At 60.6% G+C, this 24,703-nt stretch carries 17 protein-coding genes and 1 riboswitch; of the genes, 7 read left to right on the top strand and 10 right to left on the bottom strand.

The window, feature by feature from the left end; all coding sequences use genetic code 11:
* Positions 1–41 precede the first annotated feature (41 nt).
* Positions 42–4,814 carry a DEAD/DEAH box helicase gene (locus AC0YNU_RS20500; RefSeq protein ID WP_475760046.1) on the bottom strand — a complete coding sequence of 1,591 codons (4,773 nt, stop codon included), beginning with the start codon at positions 4,812–4,814 and terminating at the stop codon, positions 42–44.
* Positions 4,815–5,132: 318 nt separating this feature from the next.
* Between AC0YNU_RS20500 and AC0YNU_RS20495 the strand changes: the two genes are divergently transcribed.
* Positions 5,133–5,552: a hypothetical protein gene (locus AC0YNU_RS20495; protein WP_475760044.1), complete on the top strand. Its 420-nt coding sequence runs from the start codon at positions 5,133–5,135 to the stop codon at positions 5,550–5,552.
* A 125-nt stretch (positions 5,553–5,677) separates the two neighbouring features.
* Here the strand turns inward: AC0YNU_RS20495 and AC0YNU_RS20490 are convergent, their stop codons facing one another.
* The 3 genes from AC0YNU_RS20490 to AC0YNU_RS20480 all read right to left on the bottom strand — a co-directional run bounded on the left by AC0YNU_RS20490 (position 5,678) and on the right by AC0YNU_RS20480 (position 9,549).
* Entirely contained in the window at positions 5,678–6,175 is a 498-nt protein-coding gene (locus AC0YNU_RS20490; RefSeq protein WP_475760042.1) for a C40 family peptidase, read from the bottom strand.
* 4 nt (positions 6,176–6,179) lie between these two features.
* Positions 6,180–6,340: riboswitch (cyclic di-AMP (ydaO/yuaA leader) on the bottom strand.
* Between the two features lie 357 nt (positions 6,341–6,697).
* Positions 6,698–7,519: a hypothetical protein gene (locus AC0YNU_RS20485; RefSeq protein ID WP_475760040.1), complete on the bottom strand. Its 822-nt coding sequence runs from the start codon at positions 7,517–7,519 to the stop codon at positions 6,698–6,700.
* A gap of 32 nt (positions 7,520–7,551) precedes the next feature.
* On the bottom strand, positions 7,552–9,549 hold the full coding sequence (locus AC0YNU_RS20480; protein WP_475760038.1) for a M1 family metallopeptidase: 1,998 nt from the start codon (positions 9,547–9,549) through the stop codon (positions 7,552–7,554).
* Between the two features lie 241 nt (positions 9,550–9,790).
* On the opposite strand from AC0YNU_RS20480, the gene AC0YNU_RS20475 reads away from it, so the two are divergent.
* Together AC0YNU_RS20475 and AC0YNU_RS20470 are read left to right on the top strand one after the other, a co-directional pair.
* Positions 9,791–10,315 (top strand): YwhD family protein, encoded by a 525-nt coding sequence (locus AC0YNU_RS20475; protein ID WP_475760036.1) that lies wholly within the window; start codon positions 9,791–9,793, stop codon positions 10,313–10,315.
* A 353-nt stretch (positions 10,316–10,668) separates the two neighbouring features.
* Positions 10,669–11,118: a flavodoxin gene (locus AC0YNU_RS20470; protein ID WP_475760414.1), complete on the top strand. Its 450-nt coding sequence runs from the start codon at positions 10,669–10,671 to the stop codon at positions 11,116–11,118.
* A 90-nt stretch (positions 11,119–11,208) separates the two neighbouring features.
* Here the strand turns inward: AC0YNU_RS20470 and AC0YNU_RS20465 are convergent, their stop codons facing one another.
* The 4 genes from AC0YNU_RS20465 to AC0YNU_RS20450 form a co-directional block, all read right to left on the bottom strand.
* Positions 11,209–12,201: an anti-sigma factor gene (locus AC0YNU_RS20465; protein WP_475760034.1), complete on the bottom strand. Its 993-nt coding sequence runs from the start codon at positions 12,199–12,201 to the stop codon at positions 11,209–11,211.
* Positions 12,191–12,775, bottom strand: a complete 585-nt coding sequence (locus AC0YNU_RS20460; RefSeq protein WP_475760032.1) for an RNA polymerase sigma factor — start codon at positions 12,773–12,775, stop codon at positions 12,191–12,193. The genes AC0YNU_RS20465 and AC0YNU_RS20460 overlap by 11 nt, the downstream gene beginning before the upstream one ends.
* Positions 12,776–12,936: 161 nt before the next feature.
* The gene (locus AC0YNU_RS20455; RefSeq protein ID WP_475760030.1) at positions 12,937–14,553 is read right to left on the bottom strand and encodes a copper amine oxidase N-terminal domain-containing protein; all 1,617 of its coding nucleotides are present in this window, start codon (positions 14,551–14,553) and stop codon (positions 12,937–12,939) included.
* Between the two features lie 113 nt (positions 14,554–14,666).
* A complete protein-coding gene (locus AC0YNU_RS20450) occupies positions 14,667–15,362 on the bottom strand; it encodes a C40 family peptidase (protein WP_475760028.1) in 696 nt (231 codons plus the stop codon).
* A gap of 258 nt (positions 15,363–15,620) precedes the next feature.
* Here AC0YNU_RS20450 and AC0YNU_RS20445 point away from each other — a divergent pair, with 258 nt between their 5' ends.
* Positions 15,621–17,156 carry an ADP-ribosylglycohydrolase family protein gene (locus AC0YNU_RS20445; protein WP_475760026.1) on the top strand — a complete coding sequence of 512 codons (1,536 nt, stop codon included), beginning with the start codon at positions 15,621–15,623 and terminating at the stop codon, positions 17,154–17,156.
* Between the two features lie 35 nt (positions 17,157–17,191).
* Here AC0YNU_RS20445 and AC0YNU_RS20440 read toward each other — a convergent pair whose 3' ends face one another.
* On the bottom strand, positions 17,192–18,187 hold the full coding sequence (locus tag AC0YNU_RS20440) for a helix-turn-helix transcriptional regulator (RefSeq protein WP_475760024.1): 996 nt from the start codon (positions 18,185–18,187) through the stop codon (positions 17,192–17,194).
* Positions 18,188–18,298: 111 nt separating this feature from the next.
* On the opposite strand from AC0YNU_RS20440, the gene AC0YNU_RS20435 reads away from it, so the two are divergent.
* From AC0YNU_RS20435 to AC0YNU_RS20425, 3 genes are all read left to right on the top strand, one after another.
* Complete coding sequence (locus tag AC0YNU_RS20435) at positions 18,299–20,059, top strand: ABC transporter ATP-binding protein (protein WP_475760022.1); 1,761 nt, start codon at positions 18,299–18,301, stop codon at positions 20,057–20,059.
* Positions 20,056–21,849: an ABC transporter transmembrane domain-containing protein gene (locus AC0YNU_RS20430; RefSeq protein WP_475760020.1), complete on the top strand. Its 1,794-nt coding sequence runs from the start codon at positions 20,056–20,058 to the stop codon at positions 21,847–21,849. The genes AC0YNU_RS20435 and AC0YNU_RS20430 overlap by 4 nt, the downstream gene beginning before the upstream one ends.
* Before the next feature lie 90 nt (positions 21,850–21,939).
* Positions 21,940–22,491: a cupin domain-containing protein gene (locus tag AC0YNU_RS20425; protein WP_475760018.1), complete on the top strand. Its 552-nt coding sequence runs from the start codon at positions 21,940–21,942 to the stop codon at positions 22,489–22,491.
* A 100-nt stretch (positions 22,492–22,591) separates the two neighbouring features.
* Here AC0YNU_RS20425 and AC0YNU_RS20420 read toward each other — a convergent pair whose 3' ends face one another.
* The gene (locus AC0YNU_RS20420; protein WP_475760016.1) at positions 22,592–24,697 is read right to left on the bottom strand and encodes a transglycosylase domain-containing protein; all 2,106 of its coding nucleotides are present in this window, start codon (positions 24,695–24,697) and stop codon (positions 22,592–22,594) included.
* Positions 24,698–24,703: the final 6 nt, after the last annotated feature.

Below are 24,703 nucleotides of genomic sequence, written 5' to 3'. Positions count from 1 at the left end.
CGGCGGCTGAGCCATCGCCCGAGCGGCACTACCATGCGGTCTCACCGCAGGCCGCTCGGCCAGATCACGAGCGAGTGATTGTCGCGTTCCGCTCCGAGCGCCCGCAGCATGTCTGCCGCCTGCGACTCCAAGACGGGCATGCCATTCCAGCGGTCGATTCGGATCTTGCTCAGCTTCTGTTGGCGCAGCAGCGTGCGGAAGATCTCCCGCAGCGCATCGGAGAGGCCGTCTTCAGAGTGCCCGCGCTCAGACCGGCCGACTTCAGACCGACCACCTTCAACTCGTTCGCTTTCAGATCGCCCGCCTTTAGACCGACCGCGTTCAGGCCGTTCGCTCTCAGACTTGCCATTCTCAAGCCGTCCGTCCTCCGGCGAGCTGCCGGTCTGCTCCCGCATGTCGGCCAGGTCGACGATATGCCGGCCGTTGTTTTCGATCCAAAAGCGCCACTCGGCATGCTGCAGCACGAGGTAGCTGCCGCTCTTGCGCGCGAAGCCGGCGCCGCCGGCTGCCGGCCAGTCGGCCGCGAGCCCGAACGGGTTGGCCGGGTCCGTCGCGGCCAGCACCGTGATAGCTTCGCTGTCCGGGCCGGGCGGAAGAGGTCGCAGCGCCTCGATGCCCTCGCGCCTGGCGAACTGCAGCGTGCCGACGCCTTCCACGAGCAAGCCCCGCGTCACGGCGCCCCATTGCTCGAGCTGCTTCAGCACGGGGAGCAGCTCGTCCCAGGCGAAGGGCGAGAGCTGCTGCACGAGCTCCTTGGAGACGATGCCGCAGCTGTCCAGCATATGCTGCGTCCAGTGCAGCGCCGATTCCGACAGCTCGGAGCTTACGGAACGGAGCGCCTCTGCGCCCAGGCCGCCGCCCGGCAGCCTGTCCCCGTGCTCGCTGCCGGTCTCGTCTCCGCCCGGGCGCCGGCCCGCGGAGACAGCCGGCGTCGAATCCGCGCCAGCGACACCGCCGCCTGTGGTCTCGCGGATGTCCTCATCCGCGAGCGAGCCCGTCCAATACCAGCGCCCGAGGCCGGAGCCGGTGCGGGCAAGCTGCTTGCCTTTGGTCGCGAGCTGCAGCCGCAGGGGCGCGAATTGGTCATTGGAGACGGCGCCCTCCCAGACGAGATCGAGCAGGTCGACAAGCAGCTCCGACGGCACCTTGCCGTATTCGCGGCTCAGCTTCGTCAGGAAGCTGGCACCGCCTGTCCGAAGCAGCTCCAGCAGCCTCGGGTGCTTGGACGACTCGGCCGTCCGGGCGGCGGACTGCTTCAAGATCGGCGCGAGGAGGGGCTTGGCTTCCGAGAGGAAGAAGGCGATCCGTCCTTCTTTCTCGCTGTCGCCCTTGCGGCCGAGCCATATGATCTCGCCGGAGGCGCAGAGCAGATCCAGGTCCTCCTTGCGATAGCCCGTCACGCGCGCGGGGAAGATGAGCGTCTCCCAGTGCGAGGCGGGGAGGAAGAAGCCCTGCAGCCGCTCGATGACGAGGCGCAGGCCGTCGATGCCGCTCAGCTGCGTGCCCGACAGGACATGCTGCAGCCGCGACATATGCGTCATCCAGTCCACCGGGTTGATGGCTTCCGCCTGCTTCCGCGCTTGCTCCAGCGTAAGCCGGATCAGCCGCTTCGCTACGCCGCGGCTCGTCCATATGCGCTCCGCTTCATCGGCGAAAGGCGCATGTTCCGTCCGGTCTAGTGCCAGCAACACATCCGTGATATGCGCGGCGTCTCCGGCGGTCAGCTGCGGATAGCGTTCCCGCAGCTCCTGCTCGGTGAAGGAGAGCCGATTGTCCGCGAAGCGGCCGGCTATGAACGCAATCGAAGGCTCGCTCCGCGGGAACGCCGCGTACAGCTCGCGTTCTTCGGCGCAGATCCAACGCCGCAGCTCGCTGCCGAACGTCAGCGAAACGCCGAACGCCAGCTCGCTCGCGCGCCCGGCGGCCTCGAGCGCTTCCAGCCATGCGCCCGGATCGCGGCCAGCCGCGGCGGCAAGCTCTTCGCGCGACAGGTCGCCGCGGCGCTTCAGCAGCGTGAACAGCTCTTCCGCGCTTGCCGGAACAAGCTGCCCCGCCTCGAGCCGCATCTCCTCCGCGCGGGCGATGGCGGGATCGACCGCCCGCCGCACGGCGTCCTCGCCGAACAGTTCACCGGCCAGCGATTTGCTGACGCTGAGCAGCTGAAGCTGCGTCGCTTCGCTCAGTCCGTCGCCTTCGTACAGCATCGCGTTCGCGTAATCCGCGAGGAACTGCAATGCGAAGGGCGACGGCGCGTTCACTTCTTTCACCGACACTTCGATATCGCCGGCGGCGATCGCGCCCAGCAGCGCTTTGAGTCCGACCGTATCGAGCTGCGTATGCAGGCATTCCCGCATCGCTTCCTGCAAATACGGAAAATGCTCCGCGTACGGCAGCGCCTGCTTGAGCAGTTCCTCGCTCCGTAGCCGCTTCTGCCACATCGGCGTGCGCGTGAAGCTGCGCGAGAGCAGCAGCGACGTCTCCGCGATCCGGCGAAACGAGACGGCGAGCAGCGGCGAGCCCGCGATCGCCTCCGTCAGCAGGGGCTCCGCGCTGTCGGCCGTAATTTGCCAGAGTGTCTGCAGCCAGGAGGCGTCCCAATCCGGAACGACAAGCTCAATCCCGTTGTCCTTGGCGTTGCCGTACATCGAGTAGGGCAGCAGCCGCTGAAAATGCCGCTGAATGGCAAGGAGCCAAGTTCGGTTGATGCGCCGCCCGAGCGGGTTATGAATGATGATCCTCGTCTGGTTCATCAAATCCCGATAGTGCTCGATGATGATCCGACGCCCGGTCGGCAGCCCAAGCGCTCGATGCTGCGCCCGCACGAGATCGATCAGCTCGGAGGCGGAATAGGAATCGAGCCCGTACTCCTCGTCGAGCCAGACGACGGCGGCATCCTCCAGCATGCGGTCTCGCTCGGTATTCGTCTCCGAACGGCGATCTAGCTCGAGCCGATTGGAAAGCTGTCCCAGGAAATCCCCAAGCTGCACGCCGACCTCCACGCTCCGGCTGCCCGATTCCGCGCGCCAAAACGGAATTTCGCTGAAGCGGTTCGGCGCCTCCTGCACGTAGACGCGGTCGTTCTCGATTCGGCTGATCATCCACGAGCTCGTGCCGAGCTGAAAGACGTCGCCGACCCGACTTTCCGTGATGTACTCTTCGTCCAGCTCGCCCAGATGGACGCGGCTGTCCGCATGGTGAACCGGATAAGCGGAGCTCGACGGAATCGTGCCGGCACCGGTCACCGAGGCCATCGCCGTATTGGCGCGCTTGCGAAGCGTATCCGTATCCCGATCCCAATCGATGAGCGGACGGGCGAACGGATAGAAGCCAGACAGCACCAGCAGCACGGCTTCCAGCCTGGATCGGGGGAATGTGCGGTAGCATTCGCTTTGCAAAATCATCTCGTACAGCGCCCCTACCTTCATATCCGAGGCAGCGGTCATGGCAACCAAATGCTGCGAAAGCACGTCGAGTGGCTCGTGCGGCAGCACGATGGCTTCGATGTCCCGCCGCGAGATGTTGCGGCACAGGACGGCTGCCTCCGGCAGCTCGCCGCGCTGTCGCGCCACGATATAGCCGCGGCTGACGTCGCCGACGGCATGCCCGGCGCGGCCGATGCGCTGGATGCCCGCGGCGGCAGCCTTGGGCGAGTCGACCTGGATGACGAGGTCGACATGGCCGACGTCGATGCCGAGCTCCAGCGACGAGGTCGCGACGAGGCAGCGCAGCTCGCCGGCCTTCAGCATGCGCTCCACCTCGAGCCGCCGCTCGCGCGCCAAGCTGCCGTGGTGGGCGCGCGCGAACTCGTGGCCGGCATGCTCGTTCAGGCGCAGCACGAGCCGCTCGCAAAGCCGGCGGCTGTTGACGAACAGCAGGGCGGAGCGCGCGCCTTCCATGAGCGTCATGATCCGTTCTACGATCGGCTGCCAGACGCCGTCGCGCGAGCGCACGGGCTGGCTCAGGTCCGGCATCGTGACGCGTACCTGGATCGCCTTCGTCATCGCGCTCTCGACGATGACGACCGGCCGCGGCACGTAGCCCAGCGGATGGGCTTCTGCTGCGGACTCCGTAATCACGGCGGGAGCCGCTCCCGCCGCGGAGCCCGGAATCCCGTCCGTGCCAGGCGCCCAGCCCCCCAAGAACCGGGCGACCCGCGTAAGCGGCTTCTGCGTCGCCGATACGCCGATACGCTGCACGGCATGCGGCGACAGCGCAGCCAGCCGCTCCAGCGAGAGCGACAGATGAGCGCCGCGCTTGTCGCCGGCCAGACTGTGGATCTCGTCGACGATGGCCGTCTCGACGGTTCGCAGCATGTGACGGCCTTTGTCCGACGTCAGCAGCAGGTAGAGCGACTCCGGCGTCGTGACGAGCACGTCGGGCGGCCTATTGGCCATGCGGGCCCGCTCGCGCGGCGGCGTGTCCCCGGTGCGGACGGCCGTGCGAATGCCCGGCCAAGTGCCGCCGCTTTCCTCGGCGCCGTAGGCTTCGATCGTTTCAAAAAATTCCACTAAATGATGCTGAATGTCGTTATTAAGTGCTTTAAGCGGGGTAATGTAAAGTACGCGCACGCCATAAGACCAGCTCTCGCCCTGCGCCGCAGCCTGTTCCTTGGCCAGCGCAAGCCGGCTGAGGCAGGGGAGAAGCGCCGCGAGCGTCTTGCCCGAGCCGGTCGGCGCGGCGATCAGCGTGTGACGGCCGGCGGCGATGGACGCCCAGGCGTCATGCTGGACGGGCGTTGGCTCGCCGAACGTTCGGCTGAACCAGCCGGCAAGCGTCGTATGAAATCGTGCAAGGATGTCGGAAGAAGGGTTCATGCGAGAAGCAGCTCCTTTAGGATCATCGAGAACGAACATGGTTTGCTTTTATCAAGTCGGTTGTATTTACACATGTTCTATTACATCTACTCTTAGTCACGCTTGTTCTAATCATGTCTACTCTTAAACCTCTTGCTCTAATCATGTCTATATAACCAGTCTATCCCTGTACTATTCATCGTAACGCCATCCAATCCTTTTCAGACGTTGGACAAGCCCAAACGAAGCCAAATGACAGGTCAGTAAGCAAGCTCGTGCGCATACATATAGTTTTACGACAACAGCGTCGGTGCACAGGCAGCGGGAGGTATCGGGAAGATGGCGAAATGGCGGGACAGTCTCGAGAGAAGATTCAAGGAATGGAGGCGGCTCGAATATGCAGTGGAGGACACCTTGGCGGGGAGGCGCGTGCTGCGCGTCGCGGGGCCGAGAACGCCGAGGCTGACGACGCCCGTCTCCGTGGCGGTCAAACAAGCTGAACTGAGCGCGGTGGAGGAGAAGTTCGGCGCAGGACTGGCCTGCTTCTGCCTGGGCGAGCTCACGGGGGAGGAACGGACGGCGTTCCTGAAGGCCTGGCATGACCGGCTCGAGTCCGGCGCGACCGTCGTGCTGGCCGACCGCCGCGGCGAAGGCTGCGAGACGCTCGATCAACTGCGCGACTTGTTAACCCCGCACGCCCGGATCTTGAACGTCGAGGTTGGCCCGACCTTCTGGTGGGTCCGCTACGAGCGCGCCTAAGCGCCAAAACGAAACAAAGCCGCGGCAGCTTGTCCCGAAAGAGAAGCGGCGGCGGCTTTGTTCCCGTGACCGGCGGAGATGGGTGCAACCATTCCGGTCGGCGATCTTGCAATAACCGAAGGTGATTAATCTGAATCTCCATCGCCTGGCTCGTCGGATGGATCATTGGCATATTTCTCGAACGTTTGCGGGCTCATGACGCGGCGGCCTGTAACATAGCGTTTCGCGTAATAAGACTCGTCCAGTCCGTTGATTACGACGCCTCTGCTAGAAGAAGCGTGCGCGAATTTGCCGTCGCCGACATAAATGCCGACGTGCGAGATGCCATTTCCCGTCGTATTGAAGAATACGAGGTCCCCAGGGATCAAATCGCTTTTGGCGATTTTCTTGCCCAGCCCAGCCTGCGAACGGGATGCATGCGGAATGTCGACGCCGAGTTTCTTGAACACGTACATCGTGAATCCGGAGCAGTCGAACCCTTTCGTGGTCGTGCCGGAGTAAACGTAAGGCGTGCCGATCAGGTCATCGATGACACCGTCCATTTTCGAGTCGGCGAAAACGCTGCCGGCTTGGAAAACGAAAAGCATCGCAAGACCGATCACGAGTGCGGAAAGCTTCTTCAAAACGGGAAACTCCTTCCAGTGCCTACGAGGTTAGCTGTGGGGTTCGGTTGAAGGCTCCCTATGATCGCCTCTGGCAGTCGTCCAAGCGCATGAACGGCTGTCGGGATCAATTCACCCAGAATGGTTCCCCCGTTTCCCATATAGGGAATTCGGCAAAATTTTCATTTCTTACGGCTATGGATTCGATCATTTTGTCGCTTCTCCTTCCAAGTTCACATTTTGTTCACAAATTAAAATTATTAGAGTGAAACCTTTCTGCCCTAAGATTCGTATAGCGGCGCCGTTTTCCGGGGAAAACGGTCTATTCGGCGTGTTGTCGGAAAGACGGATGTCAATGACAAAGTGTGTCTGCTCAGCCTGCGCTCAAACGTCAAAAAACCCTTTCGAAGTCGAAGGGGCGAGGGCTCCTGTCGCAAATTTCGGGACGCCGGGCTGTCACGTCATTGGCCAATAGGCCGCCCGTCCTGCGCAAAATAGGCCGCCCGCCATGAGGCGGGCGGCCCATCGAAGCAGAATCGATCCTTAGGAGGACTGTTTCGACTGCCAAACATCGTATTGGGCGGCGGCCGTCCACACCTTCATGATCGTTCGCAGCAATTGATAGCCTTGGTGCAGGACCAGCGCCAGCAGGCCGGCCCACAGCAGCGAGACGGAGGCGACCGTCGCGCTCAGCAGGGCCCCGATGCCCCACATCATCAGCGAAACGCCGGCGAACGGGAGGAAGTTGGCCATGCTGCTCCACAGCGCGCGCATCGAACCGCTGCCGGTGACCGCGCCGAACTGCATCGAGAGGAAGAACAGATGCAGGAGGACCGCCCATAGGAGCCAGCCGCCCGCCCACGGTCCGGCCGCCTTCGCGAATTCCATCAGCGTGTCGCTCGAGAGCAGCAGCTTGAGCGCCCGGGGCAGCAGCCAGAGGGCGGGAGCGAGCGTGAGCGCCGTTTCCAGCAGGTAGAGCAGCGTGACCGGCTTCCAGGCTTTACGAATGCCTTTCAGGAACGTCGTTCCTTTCTCGTCGGTCGCATGGTGCAGCGAATGGAACAGGCCCGCATTCAGGAACGGCGTGATGAGCATCCGGCCCCCCAGCAGTCCGCAGAACAGCAGCGCGTAAGGCTGGAGCAGATCGGTCTTCATGAGCTGAAACTGCGATTCGGTCACGAAGAGCGAGATGGCGCTGCTGCTGGCCGCATACGAGTCGGGGAACCGCTTGAGCAGCGGAACCGCGATGCCCTCGATGGTGCGGTAGAGGAAGAAGCCCCAGATCAGCTCATACAGAAACAGCAGGATGATGATATAGAAATGCTTGATCGTCAGCCGCCAGCCTTGCTTGATATGCATCCTCATCCGTGAAGTCACCTCCTTCATTTATAGTGGCACTACCAGGCAAGCGAAGAGAACAGGGTCTCGACGAGCTTCGAGAGGCCGACGCTCCAGCGCGTGCGCGTTTTCTCGTCCAGATCGGCTTTCATGAAGTTGTTGATGTGCTTGTTGTCGAGCACGTTGTCGTTCTGCGGGTCCACCGCGGCCCAGAGCAGCTTCGAACCGTGGACGATTTTATATTGAATGTGGGCGTCCTGGCCGTCCCACACTTTGGGCATCACCGTGCCGTCGGCAAAATGGAACATGACCGACACGGGGCCGGCGCTGCCGCCGGTTCGCTTGATGAGCACCACGTTCTCGTACTGCGTCTGGCCGTCCTGCTTGACCGGCGTCACGTGGATCGCGGCTACGGAGTAGTCCGACATCGCCTCCCCGTAGACGAAATGGCTGAAGTAATCATTCCACTTGGTCTTCGTCACCGTTTCCACGACCTTCTGGAAGTCGGCGGTGGAGGGATGCTTGAACTTGTACTTCTGGAAGTAGGTTCGCATGATCTTGCGCATCGTCGCATCGCCGACCTGTTTTTCGATGCCGATCAGCACGAGCTTCGCGCGGATGTAGACGTTCTCGGCGTAATGGTTATTGCTGTGATAGGACCACGACAGCTGCTTGAGCGGCGCGGGATCTGTCATATAGCTTGATTCGACCGGCAGATTCGGCGCGACGCCGTATTCGCTCTCCATCACCTTGTCCTCGGCGTAGGAGGTGAAGCCCTCGTCCAGCCACGCCTCCTCGAATTCGTTGGAGGCCACCATGCCGTACCAATACTGATGGCCGACCTCGTGCACGACGGTGCGCTCCAGGTCATAGCCGGGGTTGTCGTTCTCCGCCGCGAACGCCGTAATGAGCGTCGGATATTCCATGCCGCCCGCGCCGTTGCCGCCTTTGGGCGGGACGACGACGGAGAGGGTCGTATAGGGATACTCCCCGTACCACTGCGCGTATTTGGCTAGCGCCGATTTGGCCGCGTGCAGGTACCGATCCTTGTACTTGGCATGCAGCGGATCCAGATAGAGCTTGATGCGTACGCCCGGAACGCCCGTCGTGGAGAACGGCTCCTCGGAATAGACGAAATCGGGCGAGGCCGACCAGCCGAAATCAATCACGTCGTCGGCGTAGAATTGATACGTCTTGCGGTTATCCGCCACGACCGACGCCTTCGCCTGGAAGCCGGTTGCCGCCACCTTGTAGGAGGCAGGCACATTGATTTTCACGCTGTAGATGCCGAAATCGCTGTAGAACTCGGAGTTGCCGTGGTACTGATGCACGTTCCAGCCTTCGGTCGCCCGGCCCCGCGTGCCCGCCGTTTCATAGACGGCCAGCTTCGGAAACCATTGCCCCGCCATGACGAAATCGCCGGCGTAGCCCATGCGGGCGAACACTTGAGGCAGCTTCACCTCGAACTTCATGCGCAGGGTGACGCTTTTGCCGGGAGCGACGGGCGTCGGCAGCTTAAGCTTGGCCAGCGTAAGATCGTTCGGATTGCCGTCGTCGGGCTGGACGAAATGCAGGCGCGGGAGCAGGCTGTAGCCCTCCGTCGTCTCGAGCGAAAGCAGGTTCATATAACCCGTGCTGTCCGCGGCAGCCTTGTCCTCCCGCAGCTGCCCGCCGGATTCGCGCATGAAGGTAGTGTTCTTGGAGCGGAAGGCGTTCGGATAGAGGTGGAAATAGAGCTCGGACACCTGTTGTTTGCCAGGGTTTGTCCACGTGACGGACTGCTCGCCCTGCAGCATATGCGCATTCTCCTGCAGCGTCACGTCGATGTGGTATTCCGTGACCCGCTTGCTGAGCGAGACCGGCTTCGGCTGCATGACGTTGTCCGGCTCCTGCGCGGGCGCCGGCGCCGGCTTGGGGGCAGCGTCTTTCTTCGCGGGGGCGGAAGCGAACGTATATTGCGACACCCAGGCATTCCCGAACCCCTGATTCGCCGTTACGCCGATGATCACGGCGGCGAGGGCGAAGAGCAGCATACGTTTGGCGTGACGTGGATTCATTCAAAGATTCCCTCCCGTTGACAAGCTTCTAAGGCATGTATATGTTTGCTTTTCCGAGATTATTAGCTAAAATGGAATTAAAGTGTGGACAGGTATGAAGATGCGTCTGACGCCGTTCTTGTAACGGAGCAGTACGTTTCTTTTACGAAAATAGAACTGCGGCATGTATTTCGGGGAAACCGCGCCGGACGCGGAATTCAAGGCTTTCCAGGAAGGCTTGGGACGGGAGTTGAACGATAGAATGAGTGAACAGGATAACGGCCAGCAGCCGCCGGAGAAGAAAGAGAAGAAGTCGCTCTCGCTCAACGTGGTGAGCAATAAAGAACATAGAGGTTTCGGGGCGGGCACGATCGACTTGAGCGATGTCGCTTGCGTCATGATCGACAACGGCCAGGCGTATATCGATGTCGGCGCCATGCATGCGAAGAGCAAGATCGAGAAGGGCATCAAGTTCAGCACGAACAAGGAAGACGTGCCGAATGGCCGCCTGTGCTGGATCGTATGGGTCGCGGTGGATCGGAACGAAGAAGGCGCGTACTATGCGGGCGCGACCGCTTGCCCGATGCTGGTGGATACGGAAGCACGCCGGGGATGGAAGATTCTCGCGCAGCACGTAAACAACCTCGATTACGCCATCAAACGCCGCTTCGTGCTCGACGAACTGTCCGCGGAAGAGAAGCAGGCGCTCAAGAGCTTGCTCGTCTCGAACAATCCGGAGTGGTGGGAACGCTCGCCGGATAAGCTGAAGGATGCATTGAACGTGTAAGACAGTTCGGCAAATGCCGTTAGTTGAATGATGCGGCGGGGACTGTTTGTAAGCGGAATTCACGGTAAACTTGCAAACATAATCGAAGAAAGAAAGCGCTGGCCTTAGGGCCGGCGCTTTCTTTTATCTAGCTACTACAACGGTAATAGTTGACAATCATTCTCATTATATTGATAATGATTATCAGTATCATCGTGATGGAATCACGGTAGCAAGTAGCAGACAACAAGTACCAGACAACAGAAAGCATATAGCAAGCAGCAAGCAGCAAGCAGCAAGCAGCAAGCAGCAAGCAGCAGTACAGTTACGGCCGCGAGCCGATAGGAGTGAGCGAATTGGAGCATAAAGCCTTGTTGATCTATGCCAGCATGACGGGCAATACGCAGGAAATGGCCGACAGCGTGGTGGAAGGACTGTTAGAGAACTTTGTTGCCGTAGAGGTGAAGGAAGTCATGGATGCGTCCGTGTCCGACCTGGAGTCGTACGATAATATTCTGTTTGGATTGTATACATGGGGAGATGGCGATTTGCCGGATGAATTCCTCGATTTCTACGACGAGCTGGGCAGCGTGGATTTGTCGGGCAAGCGGGCGGCGGTATTCGGCTGCGGGGACCGGGCCTACCGTTATTTTGCCGTAGCGGGAGACATCCTGCACGAATGCCTGGAGAATCAAGGTGCCGTGGTGCTGGATCAGACCGTCAAGGTCGACCGCTTCCCGGGCAAAGAGGAGCTGGCGGCATGCTGGAAGCTGGGTGCCGACTTCGCTGCCTTCATTAAGCAGGGAGCGGCCGTGAAAGCATGACGCCAAAGAAGCTGCTTCCGTTCATCTCCTTGTCGGAGAGACGGAGCAGCTTCTTTATTGCGTCAAGCGGACTATATCTTTGAATGGCGGTTAGAGGCTGATTTCGGCGCTCAGTACGGCGGTGCCTCTCGGCAATTGACCGAACGCGTCCGGTTCCTGCGTGATCGCGATTTGGTTATAGCCCGACAGATTGCGGTCCAGCGTCAAGTAGAGGCCGCCTTTGCCGTCCCGGGAGACGAACGTGCCGGCGTTGACGACGCCGCTGCCGTCTTTCATGAGCCATACCTGGAACGCTTCGTTGCCCCTCAGCTGCGGCAGCTTCTCCGCCTGCACGAGCAGATGCGTCCCCTTGCTGTCGATGACGATCGTCGCCAGCCCGTTCGCCACGATGTCCTTCGCCGCGGCGCTTAAGTTGACGGCTTCGTTCGGCCTTAGACCCTGGGGCGGTTCCGTCGTCGCCGTCAGCTGGCCGCGAAGATCGGAGAGCTGGTCCTTGAGCGAGAAGACGTAAATGCCGAGCACGATGACGGCTGCCGCAAGAGCAGCGCTCACCCAGACGCTCCAACCGCGCCGCTTGGCTGTTGGCCATTCGGCAGGGAGGGGCTGTCTTGGCTTCGCTTCACGCTCGAACTCCGGTTTCGATTGCGAATCCTGCGTTCGCCCTGCATTCGCTTGCATCAACAGTGAATCCGGTTCGCTCGTTGGCCTGAGATCGGAATCAAAGTTCGGTTCTCCGATTGCATCGGAAGCACGGTTCGGTTCTCCGATTGCATCGGCAGCCGAATCAGCCGACTGTTCTTGGGCGGTAGTATTGGAAGAAGCGTCGGCGGGTTGATCGGCCGTCGTGCCGGCCACCGCATCGCCAAGAATATGTCCCAATATCCGATCCTGCATGCCCGCGGGCGGCAATACCGGTTCTGCGGACAACGGCAGCAGATCCACGATGGCTTTCAGTTCCGCCACTTGCTGGGCGCATGCTTCGCAGCCCGCGAGATGGACTTCGAACGCTTTGCTTTCTTCTTCGCTCAGACCGCCGAGCGCGTACATTTCCGCGTTATCGCATTCCGGCGCGTTATGGACCATAGCTTAGCCCCTCCTTTCCGATATCCTCCAGCTGCGTTTTCAGGGCCTTCATCGCGAGCCTTACCCTGCTCTTGACCGTCCCCAAGGGAATGTCGCATTTCGCGGACACCTCCTGCTGGGTGTAGCCGGCAAAATAGATCAATTCCATCACTTCCTGCTGATCGTCGCTTAAGCTCCGAATCGCGGATCTGACTTGTTCCCCCACGACATTGGCGGTTGCAAGCCCCGCGGTATCCGACTCGGGATCCGGTTCCCGGTTCAGCTGCTCTGCTTCCGTTACCTGCTGCGAGGTTCTTGTCTGCCTGAGGCGCAGGGCGTCGATGGCGATGTTGCGCGTGATCGTGAACAGCCAGCTCGACAGCATGCCTTGGCCGGGATCGTACCTTTCGGCCGAATTCCATAGCCGCAGGAACAACTCCTGCACGACCTCCTCCGCCAGCATCGCGTCCTTGACGATTCGATAGGCGAAGGCATAAATCGGTCGTTCGTATCGCTCGTAAATGAGCTTCAGCGCTTCCGGGTCCTTGCCCAGAATCCGCGCCAGCAGCTCTACATCCGTTCCGTTATCCGACATAAGCGGGTCGTCCCCCTTCGGTACACCTCCCCATTATACAAAAATTCCCGATTCGGCATAAGGAGAGGCCGAATCGGGAGCGAAGATGGGCTGCATCGAGCGTTGGTGCATCGGAATTGCAGCCATTCAGCGTTACAGGAATACAGATGTGCAGGAATGGATTACATGGATTTCGTCAGCGTAATCGACCAGTCGGCCGTGTTCCACTTCAAATCCCAGCCCAGCAGCTCGGCGACGAAGCGAAGCGGCACTTGCGTGCGGCCCTCTTTGATAAAGAGCTTCGAGCCGGCGTCCATCGTTTTGCCGTTGACTTGCGCCTGATCGCTGCCGATCCAGAAGACCATCGTATCGGAGCCGGCCATGACCGTGACTTCGTTCTTGGCGGGGTTCCAGGCGATATTGGCGCCCAGCGCCGTCGTCAGCGTGCGAAGCGAGACGTACGTCGTCCCGTTCCATACGCTCGGCGCCACGTCCATCGCCACGGATTGCTTATCGACCGTCGCGGTCTTGCTGCCCACTTTCAGCCAGATCGATTTCACGGACGGCGTTATGGGCACTTCGGGTTTCGTTTGGAACATGGCCGGCTTCTGGGCGACGATCGCGCCGCCAAGCGCTTTGCCCACGCCGAACATGAAGCTGTAGCCCTTGTCATAGCTGGCGTATAGGCCGGATGCATCCTTCGCCATGTAGAGGTCGAAGGCTTCCAGGACGAGACGCTCGTGCTCTGCGACCGCAGCGGTAGCAGCGGCGGCGGGCAGGTTGCCTTCCGTTGCCGCGCCGAGGAAATTGCCGAAGTCGACGGCGAACTTGCTCAGCTTCGCTCTAGCCGCGGCGATATCGGCCGCGTTGCCTTTCAGCGTCGCTTGCACGATTTGATCTTGGGCGTTGATGTGATCGCCGACCCAAACTTGCTTGAATGCGTCGCCGCCGGCTTTGCCGTAGACGGAAGCAACGGCCGCCGTCCAGCTATCCGTATTGCCTTCTTCGGCCTTCAGAATGGCCGGGTAAGCGACGGATTTTTCGAAGCCCTTCTGCATGCTGAACGTTGCCAGCGCGTAATGTTCGGCAGCCAAGTTGTTTAGCGCGGAGCGGAGGTCGCCGGCAGGCGTATCGGGACGCGTGCCCATGAATTTATCCGGCATTTGGGACACGATGGCGCCGGAGAGCGCGCCGCTGATTTTGAACATGAAGCCAAGACCTTCCCGGTAAGTCGTTAGGGCGTCGCTATAATCGCCCGCCACATAGTCGTCGAACACTTCCTTTACTTGCGCTTCATGGGTGCGAAGCACGCTCTGAGCGGTCGCGGCCGGCAGCTTGCCGCCCGTCGCCGTGCCGAGGAAGCTTCCGAGGTTAACCGCGAACTCTTCGATCTCGGCGGCCACGTCGGCTTTCTCGGCGGCATTATTCGTTTGTACCGCGTCGACGTAGTCCTTCGTATAGTTCAGATGACCGCTGAAAATCGTGTCGAATGCCTTCGCGCCCGCATCGCCGTAAATGGACGCGATCGCAGGCACCATGTCTTTCGCATTCTTCTCCAACGCGGTTTGGGCCGCCGCCGCGTCGAAGGTATGATCGTACTTCTTGATCATGGCATCTACCGCGAGGGCGAAATGCTCGGACAGCAGATAGTCGAACGTTGCCCTCAGCTCCACGGCCGGCGTATTGGCCGTCGGCTTTGCCGATTCGGCGGCGCTTGCGGTCGATGCCGCGGCAATCGTCGGTACGAGTAAAGATAGACTAAGTACGGGGGTCAGCCATTTTTTCGTGTGCAGGTTCATCTTCGTTCACGCTCCTCGTTAATGGGCTATTTGCTTGCTCATTTAGGCTAACGGGGCGAACGAAGAGTTGGATCACCGATTTCGAAAATAAATTTCCGCCGTCCGTAAAACCGCTAATAAATCCGGCGCGCTCCCGCATACCGGGGTCCCCAGTACGAATTGTCCAGCTGCTGGACGTAGATGCCTTTCGAGCTAGTGGCGGAGATGAAGGAACCGTTCCCGGTATAGATCCCGACATGGTCGACGCTGCTCCCGCCGGCGATGCGGAAGAAGACCAAGTCTCCTGGGCGCAGCATCGAGGGGTACACCGGATACCCTTGTTGGAATAAGTTGACCGTGGTCGTGCGCGTCTGCGGTACGCCGAATTTCTCGTACATATAATAGACGAAACCGGAGCAGTCGAAGCCCGCAGCCGGTGTAGACCCTCCCCATGTATACGGCACGCCGAGATAAGCGCGCGCGTCTTGGACCAGCGATTGTTTGAGCACGGCACGCTTGATCGCCTCCGTCGTTACGGAGTCGGCTTGTCCGGTAACCGGGAGCGCGTAGGCAGCTTGGAAATCGCCAACGGCCGTCTTCGTATAGGAACCGAAGTAACCGGTTGCGGACGGATAGCCGAAATAACCGAGCGATAAGAGGTTCGATTGCAGCTGATGGACGTCGGCGCTGGCATCCCCGATAGCGAGGACGGCCAAGGCGGCATGCGCTTGTTCGGCTGCAGGCAGCAGCGCGGCAGATGCCGAGCCGGTCAACACCAAAGCCGCCGTCAGCAGCATGCGGACGGATTTTTTAGCGGATTTCTTCATCATCGTGTAGACTCCTCTGCGATGGATATTATGTAATCGTTATCATTCCAGTATAACAGCCTATTTCGCCGATTCTGACAAGCAAGTACTGGAAGGACGCGCGGTAGGCGGTTCCGAATCGAACCAGGTGCCGGGACGGTGATGGACAATCGTTATGTCTGCGGGAGCGAGAAACTCAGAATCCTTCATTTGAGCGCGGGAGGCCGCTTGCTATACTACGTGTAGCTTAGAAGATACCGATGAAGGACGGAGGATTCGACGATGAAATTATCGCTGGCGGATTATAAGGAAAAGGTGCTCGGCTGCTGGGTCGGCAAAAATATCGGAGGCACGCTCGGTGCGCCGTTCGAGTGCAAACGCGGGGTATTCGATTATGACTTCTATACGCAGGATCTGAACGGGGAGCCGCTGCCGAACGACGATCTCGATCTGCAGCTCGTCTGGCTGAACGTGGCCGAGAAATTCGGGCGCCGCACGGACGCGAAGATTCTCGGCGAATATTGGCTGTCCTACATCGTGCCGAACTGGGGGGAATACGGCGCGGGCAAGAACAACATGCGCCAAGGCATCGTGCCGCCGCTGTCGGGTTACGTGAACAACGTGTTCCGCGACAGCAACGGCGCCTATATCCGCTCGGAAATTTGGGCCTGCCTGGCGCCGGGAAATCCCGAAGTCGCCGTGCAGTATGCGTATGAGGATGCGATAGTGGACCACAGCCATGAGGGCGTCTACGGAGAAGTCTTCTTCGCGGCGATTCAAAGCGCGGCGTTCGTGGAGAGCGACCGGGACACGCTCATCGATATCGGCCTGTCCTATATTCCGGCCGATTCCGGCGTGGCGCGCGGCGTAGCCTCGGTCCGAGATGCTTATTCCCGCGGCCTTAGCTGGCAGGAAGCCCGCATCCAAGTATTGAACGACGTACCGGGCAGCTTCGGCATTATCGGCATGGAACCGCACGAGCTGCCGGACAACGTCCCTGTCGGTCCGATGGGCTATGATGCGCCGAGCAACGTCGGCATCACGATCCTCGGTTGGCTGTACGGCGAAGGCGATTTCGGCAACACCATCTGCATCGCCAACAACTGCGGGGAAGACACGGACTGCACGGCGGCGACGCTGGGCTCCATTCTTGGCATCATCGGCGGAGAAGCGAGCATACCGGAGAAATGGAAGACGCCGATCGGCGACGCCATCAAGACGTTCTGCATCAATACGGGCGAACAGGGGCTGAGCATTCCGAAGACGGTCGGCGAGCTGACGGAGCGAATCCTCCGCTTGACGCCTTCGTTCCTCGGCAGCGACATCGTCGACGTCATTACGGCGGAGAAAGGTTATGACATCACGGTGAAGGAAGGCCGTGCGTTATATGCAGGGAAGAAACGCAAGAATACGTGGGTATACCGAGGCTTCGAGGAGAAGCGGAATGAAGGTCCGTTCCAGGTGGCTTATGACTTCGTTATCTTCTCCGCGATCGCGGATTACGTGGACGCGCCGTTCGTGCAGGAAGGCGTGGAGAAGACGGTCAAAGTCACCATCGACAATAACATGTTCGCGCAGCAGTGGCTGACGTTCAAGTGGCATCTGCCGGCGGGCTGGAGCGTGTCCCCGGGCCCCGTGGTCGGTGCCGGGCTGGAACAATACCACTGCAACGTGGGCCGCACCGAGCTGACGTTCAAGCTCATGCCGCAGGAGATGCAGCAAGCGCGGTACGACGTGCTGCTCGAGATCAGCTCGCAGGGCCGCCCGACCAAGGGCATCATTCCGTTCGTCTTCATTAATGGAGTAGCGTCCATTTAATTTATTGCTTTCCGTTGAAGTTCATTTACCTTCGCTTAATTGCCGGCCGCATCGCTGCCGTTCATGGCAAGATCTCGATACTGCTGGGGGCTGACGGCCTCCAGCTTTTTGAATATGCGGGAGAAATAATAGGGGTCCTGATAGCCGACCTGCTCGGCGATCTCCTTGATCTTGGCATCGGTGGCCGCCAGCAGATGCTTGGCACGCTGGATCTGGAGCTGATGAATGTAGGTGACGATCGTCGTGCCGGAATATTTCTTGAAGACTTGGCACAAATATTCATAGTTGTGGTGCAGGCTCCTCTCCAGCTCTTCGCTGGAGGGGTTCTTGGCGTAGTCTTCGTCCAGCTGGTTCACGATTCGCCGATAGAGTAGGAAGGTCGGCGACAGGTCGCCGGCGGGCAATTCGCGCTCCAGCAGGCCGCTGGCCAGCAGCTCCAGCATCTGGCCGAGCAGCAGCGAGCAGCGATAGCGGTAGTAGCCGCGCGGTTCCGCCAGCTGCGCGTTCATGAGCTCGAACAGGCGCAGCAGTTCGTACCGATTGCGCGGCTTGAAGCGGCGGGGCAGCAGCAAGGCGTCGTCCGCTGCGCCGGCATCCTTGGCTGTCCGCAGATCCTGCGCGGCCAGCTGCGGCCGGTTCGGCATGGGGGCTCCGCCGGTGGAGCTGCCCTGCGGCCGAAGCGGCGGGTCGGCCGTGAATTGCACCCAATAGAAGCCGGCGCTTGCGGGGATCGGCCGGTAGCCGGCATGCGGCTCCCAAGGCAGCAGCAGGTAGCACTCCCCGCTCTGCAGCTCCATTTCGCGTCCGCCCGCTTGCAGGTAGATAGGACCTTCGGTAACCATGATCAGCTCGAAGTGCGGATTCGATTTTTGCTCGACGATATGTTCGTTGCCCTGCAGCTCCAAGCTCCACTTCACGTCCAGTTTCGTCAGGCGGGGCATCAGAAGTATTTCGTTCATCGTCTCCATCGGGTCACCTTTATTCCGGGGCGCGGGCATCTCATGGCCGGCGTCCGCTTCTGTTGCAGACATTATAGCATGATGCCCCGGCGCTACGTGCAAATTAAGGCTAAGAACCCTCTGTTCGGCTGCTGGGCTTCTATGGTATAGTCATTGGAATCTCAAGAATCGGGAGGATATGGAATGAACCGGCAATCGAAAGGCCGCACCCCCTACGCCGACCTGCTTCGGCGTTATTTGCTGCCTCAAAAACATACGCTGTGGTTGCTCGCGGCGCTGCTCGTCCTGACGATCGGTTTGCAGCTCGCCAACCCGCAGATTATTAGGTATTTTATCGACTCGGCCCAATCAGGAAGCGACTTGAAACCGCTTCTCGTTGCTGCGGCCATGTTCATCGGCTTCTCCGTCGTACAGGGAGGCATCTCCGTGCTTGCCACGTACTTCAGCGAGAATCTCGGCTGGAAGACGACCAACGCGCTGCGCAGCGACCTTGCGGCGCACTGCCTGTCGCTGGATATGCCGTTCCATAAGTCGCAGACGTCCGGCGCCCTGATCGAGCGCGTCGACGGGGACGTGAATGCGCTGGCGAACTTCTTCTCCAGCATGATCATTCATCTGATCGGCAACTTCCTGCTTATGGTGGGCATTATCGTGCTGCTGTTCCGGGAGAGCTGGCTGATCGGCGCGGGCATGACGCTATTCGTCGTTGCCGCGGTGTTCGTGATCCAGCAGATTCGCAAGTTCAACGGGCCCTTCTGGAAAGATTGGCGGCAGGTGAGCGCGGAGCTATACGGCTTCATAGGCGAGCAGCTGGAAGGCACGGAGGATATCCGGGCCAACGGCGCGTCGGGCTTCGTGATGAGGCGCTTCTATAACATGCTGCCTAATATGCTGCGGGTGAGACTGCGGGCTTTTCTAGGCTTCGCCTCCATGTGGAACACGACCATCGTCGTCTTCACGCTCGGCAATGCGATGGCGTTCGCGATCAGCGCGTATTTATGGAAGACGGATGCGATATCCCTTGGAACGGTGTTTTTGATTTTCTTCTACACGGAGCTGCTGGCTAAGCCGATCGAGAAGATCCGGACGCAGATGGAAGATTTGCAAAAGGCGGACGCCAGCATTTCGCGCATACGGACCCTGTTCGAGACGCGTTCCTCCATCGAGGACGGCCCCGGCGCGCCGCTGCCGGACGGGCCGCTGGCAGTCGCTTTCGACGACGTGACGTTCTCGTACGAGGATAATAGCGGGGATCCGACGCTTAGCGGGCTTCGGCTGCAGCTGGCGCCGGGAGAAGTGCTGGGATTGCTTGGCCGGACCGGCAGCGGCAAGTCGACGATCGCAAGGCTGCTGCTTCGTTTCTACGATCCGCAGGAAGGCGCGATACGCCTCGGGGGCACCGACATTCGGCAGTGCAAGCTGAGCGGTTTGCGCAAACGGGTCGCCATGGTCACCCAAAACATCGAGATCATGGAAGGCACCATTCGCGATAATCTGACGCTGTACGACGATTCCGTACCCGACGGGAAGATTGTCGAGGTACTGGAGCAGCTCGGTTTGGGAAGCTGGTATGCTTCCATGCCGGAAGGGTTGGATACGAGGCTCGCCTCCGGAGGCGGCAGCTTGTCCGCCGGGGAAGCGCAGCTGCTGGCCTTCGCCCGCGTGTTCTTGACCGATCCGGGGCTCATCATCATGGACGAAGCATCGTCCCGCCTCGATCCGCTGACCGAACAGCGGATCGAAGAAGCGATCGGCAGGCTGCTGGCCGACCGATCGTGCATCATTATCGCGCATCGCTTGGCAACGGTACAGCGGGCGGACCGAATCGCCATCCTCGAGGATGGCGTCGTGATCGAATCGGGCCGCCGCGCGGCGCTTGCGGCCGATCCGAAGTCCCGGTTCAGCGCGATGCTGGCGACGGGACTCGAGGAGGTGCTGGCATGACGACGTTTCAATTCTTGCGCAGGCTCATTATGCTCCGCCCGCTGCTGTATGCGGGCAATGCGCTGGCGTGGACGGTCATTTATTTGATCCCGATCGCGCCCGGCCTGATCACGCAGCAATTCTTCGACTCGCTGACCGGCGAGGACAGCTTGAAGATCGGCACGTGGGGCATTATCGCGCTGCTGCTCGCGGCCGCGCTGGCGCGCGTCGCCATGATTTACGTCGGCTGCATCACCGACGTGCAGTACCGCTTCCGCATGTCGATGATCCTGCGGCGGAACCTGCTCGGCCATGTGCTGAAGCAGCCCGGCGCGCGGGCGATTCCGGTATCGCCGGGCGAAGCGATCAGCTACTTCCGCGACGACGTGGATCAGACCGAGGAGGCCGTCAGCTGGTCGGTGGACGTGTTCGGCCTGACCTGCTTCGCGATCGTCTCGAGTTACATTCTGCTGAAGATCGACGTGCAGATGACGCTGCTCGTCTTCCTGCCGCTCGTGCTCGTCGTGACGGTAGCCCAGCTCGCGACCACGAGGCTGCAGAAGTACAGGGCCGCCAGCCGGGAGTCGACGGCACGCGTGACCGGCGCGATCAGCGAAATGTTCAGCAACGTGCAGGCGATCCAGGTGGCCGGCGCGGAGGACCGCGTCATCGCGCGGTTCAGGCAATTTAATGAAGATCGGCGCAAAACGATGCTGAAAGACAAGCTGCTCGGCGAAACGCTGGATACGATCTTTACGAATTCCGTGAACCTGGGGATCGGACTGATTCTCCTGCTGGCCGGCGCGAAGATGCGCGGCGGGAGCTTCACGGTGGGGGACTTCTCGCTGTTCGTCTACTACTTGACGTTCGTCACGCAGGTCATATCCAATGTCGGCAAGTTCATGACGTATTTCAAGCAGATGACGGTTGCCTTGGCACGGCTGATGGAACTGCTGCAAGGCGGGGCTGCCAGCGTGCTGACGAGGCGAGGTAAGCTGCTGCTCCGAAAGGGCAGCAAGCCTTCGGCGGAAGCTTCGGAGCCTGCCGTCGTCCGCGAGCCGCTTCAGGCCTTGGAAGTGACGGGTCTCAGCTATCGGTTCCCCGACACGGGCCGGGGCATCGAGAACGTGCGGCTGAGGCTGGAAGGCGGATCGTTCACCGTCGTGACGGGCGCCATCGGCTCCGGCAAAACAACGCTCGTCCGGACGCTGCTCGGTCTGCTGCCGAAGGATGAAGGGACGATCACGTGGAACGGGAAGCCGGTCGAGGAGCCCGGCACGTTCTTTACGCCGGCCCGAAGCGCGTATTCGGCGCAAATTCCGCGATTATACAGCGATACGCTGCGCAACAATATTTTGCTGGGGCATCAGGACAATGATGGCGAGCTTGCGCGGGCAGTCCACGATTCCGTCATGGAATATGACGTTGCCCATCTGCAGCAGGGACTGGAGACGATGGTCGGTCCCCGGGGCGTCAAGCTGTCCGGCGGCCAGATGCAGCGGGCAGCCGCGGCGCGGATGCTGGTCCGGGAAGCGGAGCTGTACGTGTTCGACGATGTCTCGAGCGCGCTCGACGTGGAGACGGAGCAGAAGCTGTGGGAACGGATCTTCGCAAGCCGCGGGAATGCCGCCTGCCTCGTCGTCTCCCATCGCCGCGCCGCGCTCGCGCATGCCGACCATGTCATCGTCATGAAAGACGGGCGCATCGAATCCGAAGGCACGGTCGAGCAGCTGCTGGCCGGGAGCGAGACGTTCCGGGAGCTGTGGTACGGGGATGAGCGGGGGAAAGACGGAAGGGTGCAGCAGGTATGATTTGACGATGGCGTTCATATGTTTTTCTAGGTCGGGCAAAGCAGGACTGTCGGTCTTGCCATTCCCGGTTCAGAAAGGCAGGCGTTCGATATGTCGCAGGACGGAAATTCGAATGTGCTGGGCTCGCCATCGTTGAATCTGAGTTTCGATCTGGCCAGTTCGCTATTCTTCAAGAAGAATGAACAGAATTACATCTTGTCCGAGTCCGCGGTACAGCAGCCGGCTCTGGAGAATTTAAGCCTGCTCGACATATACCTGAGCAAAGGATACAGCGTAGAAGCCCATTGGCATCCGAATGCGGCGGAACTGGTATACGTCATATCGGGCGAGCTGTACGTCGGGGTACTAAGCCCGCTGACGAATAAGGTGCTGGGCTACCGCCTCAAGCCGGCGCAAACCGTCTATCTGCCGAGGGGCTGGTGGCATTGGGAAATCGCGCTGACGGACCATATGCATGCCCTCGCCATATTCGATAATAAGATTGCCCAGGTCGAGTTCGGCTCGGATGTGCTCAAGCGGACGCCTCCCGAGGTGTTCCACGCCATTTACGGGATTGATCCTGCGATGCTGACAGCCACGCTTCAGCCGATAACGGGAACGGTAATCATTGGTTCGCCTCCCGTGAGGGAAGGGGAAGCATAAAGAAGGCTGCAAGCGGTTCGCCGCTTGCAGCCTTCTTTGCTATATTCACGCGGCGGCAGCTAATCCGCCGGGAAAGTACGCTAATTTGATGCGGCGATAGCTAATCCGCCCACCAGCGCTTCAACTGCTTCCACCAGCTCTTCGTCTGTGCCGCCTTCGCGTCGCTGTCGCCGCCGGCGGATGCCGCCGAGTCGCCGTGCGCGCCGCAGACCAAGGTCGGCTGCGTGCCGCTGACGAACGATTCCAGCCGCCGGTTCGGGCAGGTTTTCCCGGCCAGCTTGCCGGTCTCGGGATCGACGTAGACGGAGACGACGCCTTCCGGAAGCGGGAAGATCTTCGGCGGCACCGCGGACAGCGCATTCTCCGTATAGGAGGCGAAGATGGGCGCCGCGCGATGCGCCTCCAGGGGCGTCAGCTTGCGGCCTTTGTCATACCCGACCCAGACGGCCGTCGCCAGCTCCGGCGTATAGCCGACGAGCCAGGCGTCGGTCGCGGTCGTGCCGGTTTTGCCGGCGACGGGCCGTTTGATCGTCGCGGACACGCGGTTGCCCGTGCCGCCCGTGTCGAATACGCTCTCCATCATGCTCGTCAGCACGTAAGCATGCGCCGCGTCTACGACGGAGACTGCAGCGGGCTTCGCTTCGTAGAGCACCTCGCCTTTGCTGTCCTCGATCCGGAGAATCGCCGTCGGCTCGAACCGAACGCCGCCGTTCGCGAACGTGCCGAACGCGGAAGCCATCTCGAACGGGCTGACGGGGAACGTGCCGAGCGCGAGCGACGGCAACGGCTGCATCGGGCTGTCGATGCCGAGCTTCCGCGCCATGTCGATGACGTTCTCGGGACCGACCTTCATGATGGAGTTGACCGCATAGATGTTGTCGGAGGACGCGATCGCCTGCCGCATGTCGATGAGGCCGTTCACGTACTTATTGTTGTAATTGCTCGGCGCGTATGTCTTGCGGCCGTCGTCGTAGGTGAAGACGGTCGGCGCGCTTTTGAACTGGGACACCGGCGTCAGGGAACCCTGCTGCAGCGCCGTCAGGTACAGAACCGGTTTGAACGACGAGCCGGGCTGGCGCGTCGTCGCGAACACGCGGTTGTATTGGTTCGTCTTATAGTCGCGGCCGCCGACCATCGCTTTGATGTACCCGTTCCGCGGATCGATGGAGATAAGCGCGGCCTGCTGCTCGGATGCCTCCGGAATGCCGGCGGCGACGGCTGCCTCGGCGGCGCGCTGCGCCTCGGGATCCAGCGTCGTGTAGATGCGGATGCCGCCTTCGCTCAGCAGCCGCTCGTCGATGCCGAGTTTATCGACGGCTATGTAACGCACGTAGTCGCGGAAGTACGGCGCGATGCCCGCCTGCTTGCTTGTGCCTAGCGGAATGAAGCTCAGCATCTGCGCCCCGGCTGCCTTGGCATCGGTTTCCTGGATGATTCCTTGGTTCGCCATTGTCTGCAGAATCGTCCGCTGCCGGTCCTTGGCGTTTTTCATATCCATATAAGGCGAATAATATTTGGGTCCTTTCGGGATGCCCGCGAGCATGGCGCTCTCCGCGAGCGTCAGCTCGGAGGCATGCTTGCCGTAATAAAGCTCCGAGGCCGCTTCCGCCCCGTAGGCGCCGTGGCCGTAATAGATTTGATTCAAATACATGGATAGAATCTCATCCTTGGAATAATGCATCTCCAGCTGGATCGTGTACATGGCTTCCTTGAGCTTCCGCGACCAGGTCCGCTCATGCGTGAGATACAGGTTGCGCGCGAGCTGCTGGGTCAGCGTGCTGGCGCCTTGCCGGCGCGAGAAATGCTCCAGGTTGACGACCGCCGCGCGGGCCATGCCTTTCAAATCGAAGCCGAGATGGTCGAAGAAGCGCTGATCCTCGATAGCGAGCGTCGCTTCGACGAGATAAGGCGAGATGTCCTTGAGCGGTACGGACTGCCGGTTCTCCCCGGCGTGAAACGTATCCATGATATGTCCCTGCACGTCCAGCATTTGGGACGTTTGGCTAATAGATGAAGCAGGCAGCGCCTGCACGCGCAAATAATAGAGAAAGCCGAATGCCGCCATGAACAGCACGAGCAGCGTGCCGCCCGCATAGATCAGTCCCTTGCGCAATCGGCGAAGCAGCGGCATCCAACGCTCGGCTGCAATGGCGAACGGCGGCCGGCGTTTCCCGCCGCCGCTCTGCTTGATACGATACCAGCTCATACCTGA

This window comes from Paenibacillus sp. J31P316, from assembly GCF_056269105.1.
Note: the sequence above shows the minus strand (reverse complement) of the source record. Positions and strands in the feature narration are given on the sequence as shown.

Excerpts from the sequence above, each read along its gene's own strand:
- AC0YNU_RS20500 (WP_475760046.1), bottom strand. The coding sequence starts at position 4,814 with ATGAACCCTTCTTCCGACATCCTTGCACGATTTCATACGACGCTTGCC.
- AC0YNU_RS20495 (WP_475760044.1), top strand. The coding sequence starts at position 5,133 with ATGGCGAAATGGCGGGACAGTCTCGAGAGAAGATTCAAGGAATGGAGG.
- AC0YNU_RS20485 (WP_475760040.1), bottom strand. The coding sequence starts at position 7,519 with ATGAGGATGCATATCAAGCAAGGCTGGCGGCTGACGATCAAGCATTTC.
- AC0YNU_RS20480 (WP_475760038.1), bottom strand. The coding sequence starts at position 9,549 with ATGAATCCACGTCACGCCAAACGTATGCTGCTCTTCGCCCTCGCCGCC.
- AC0YNU_RS20475 (WP_475760036.1), top strand. The coding sequence starts at position 9,791 with ATGAGTGAACAGGATAACGGCCAGCAGCCGCCGGAGAAGAAAGAGAAG.
- AC0YNU_RS20465 (WP_475760034.1), bottom strand. The coding sequence starts at position 12,201 with ATGGTCCATAACGCGCCGGAATGCGATAACGCGGAAATGTACGCGCTC.
- AC0YNU_RS20460 (WP_475760032.1), bottom strand. The coding sequence starts at position 12,775 with ATGTCGGATAACGGAACGGATGTAGAGCTGCTGGCGCGGATTCTGGGC.
- AC0YNU_RS20455 (WP_475760030.1), bottom strand. The coding sequence starts at position 14,553 with ATGAACCTGCACACGAAAAAATGGCTGACCCCCGTACTTAGTCTATCT.
- AC0YNU_RS20450 (WP_475760028.1), bottom strand. The coding sequence starts at position 15,362 with ATGATGAAGAAATCCGCTAAAAAATCCGTCCGCATGCTGCTGACGGCG.
- AC0YNU_RS20445 (WP_475760026.1), top strand. The coding sequence starts at position 15,621 with ATGAAATTATCGCTGGCGGATTATAAGGAAAAGGTGCTCGGCTGCTGG.
- AC0YNU_RS20440 (WP_475760024.1), bottom strand. The coding sequence starts at position 18,187 with ATGTCTGCAACAGAAGCGGACGCCGGCCATGAGATGCCCGCGCCCCGG.
- AC0YNU_RS20435 (WP_475760022.1), top strand. The coding sequence starts at position 18,299 with ATGAACCGGCAATCGAAAGGCCGCACCCCCTACGCCGACCTGCTTCGG.
- AC0YNU_RS20430 (WP_475760020.1), top strand. The coding sequence starts at position 20,056 with ATGACGACGTTTCAATTCTTGCGCAGGCTCATTATGCTCCGCCCGCTG.
- AC0YNU_RS20425 (WP_475760018.1), top strand. The coding sequence starts at position 21,940 with ATGTCGCAGGACGGAAATTCGAATGTGCTGGGCTCGCCATCGTTGAAT.
- AC0YNU_RS20420 (WP_475760016.1), bottom strand. The coding sequence starts at position 24,697 with ATGAGCTGGTATCGTATCAAGCAGAGCGGCGGCGGGAAACGCCGGCCG.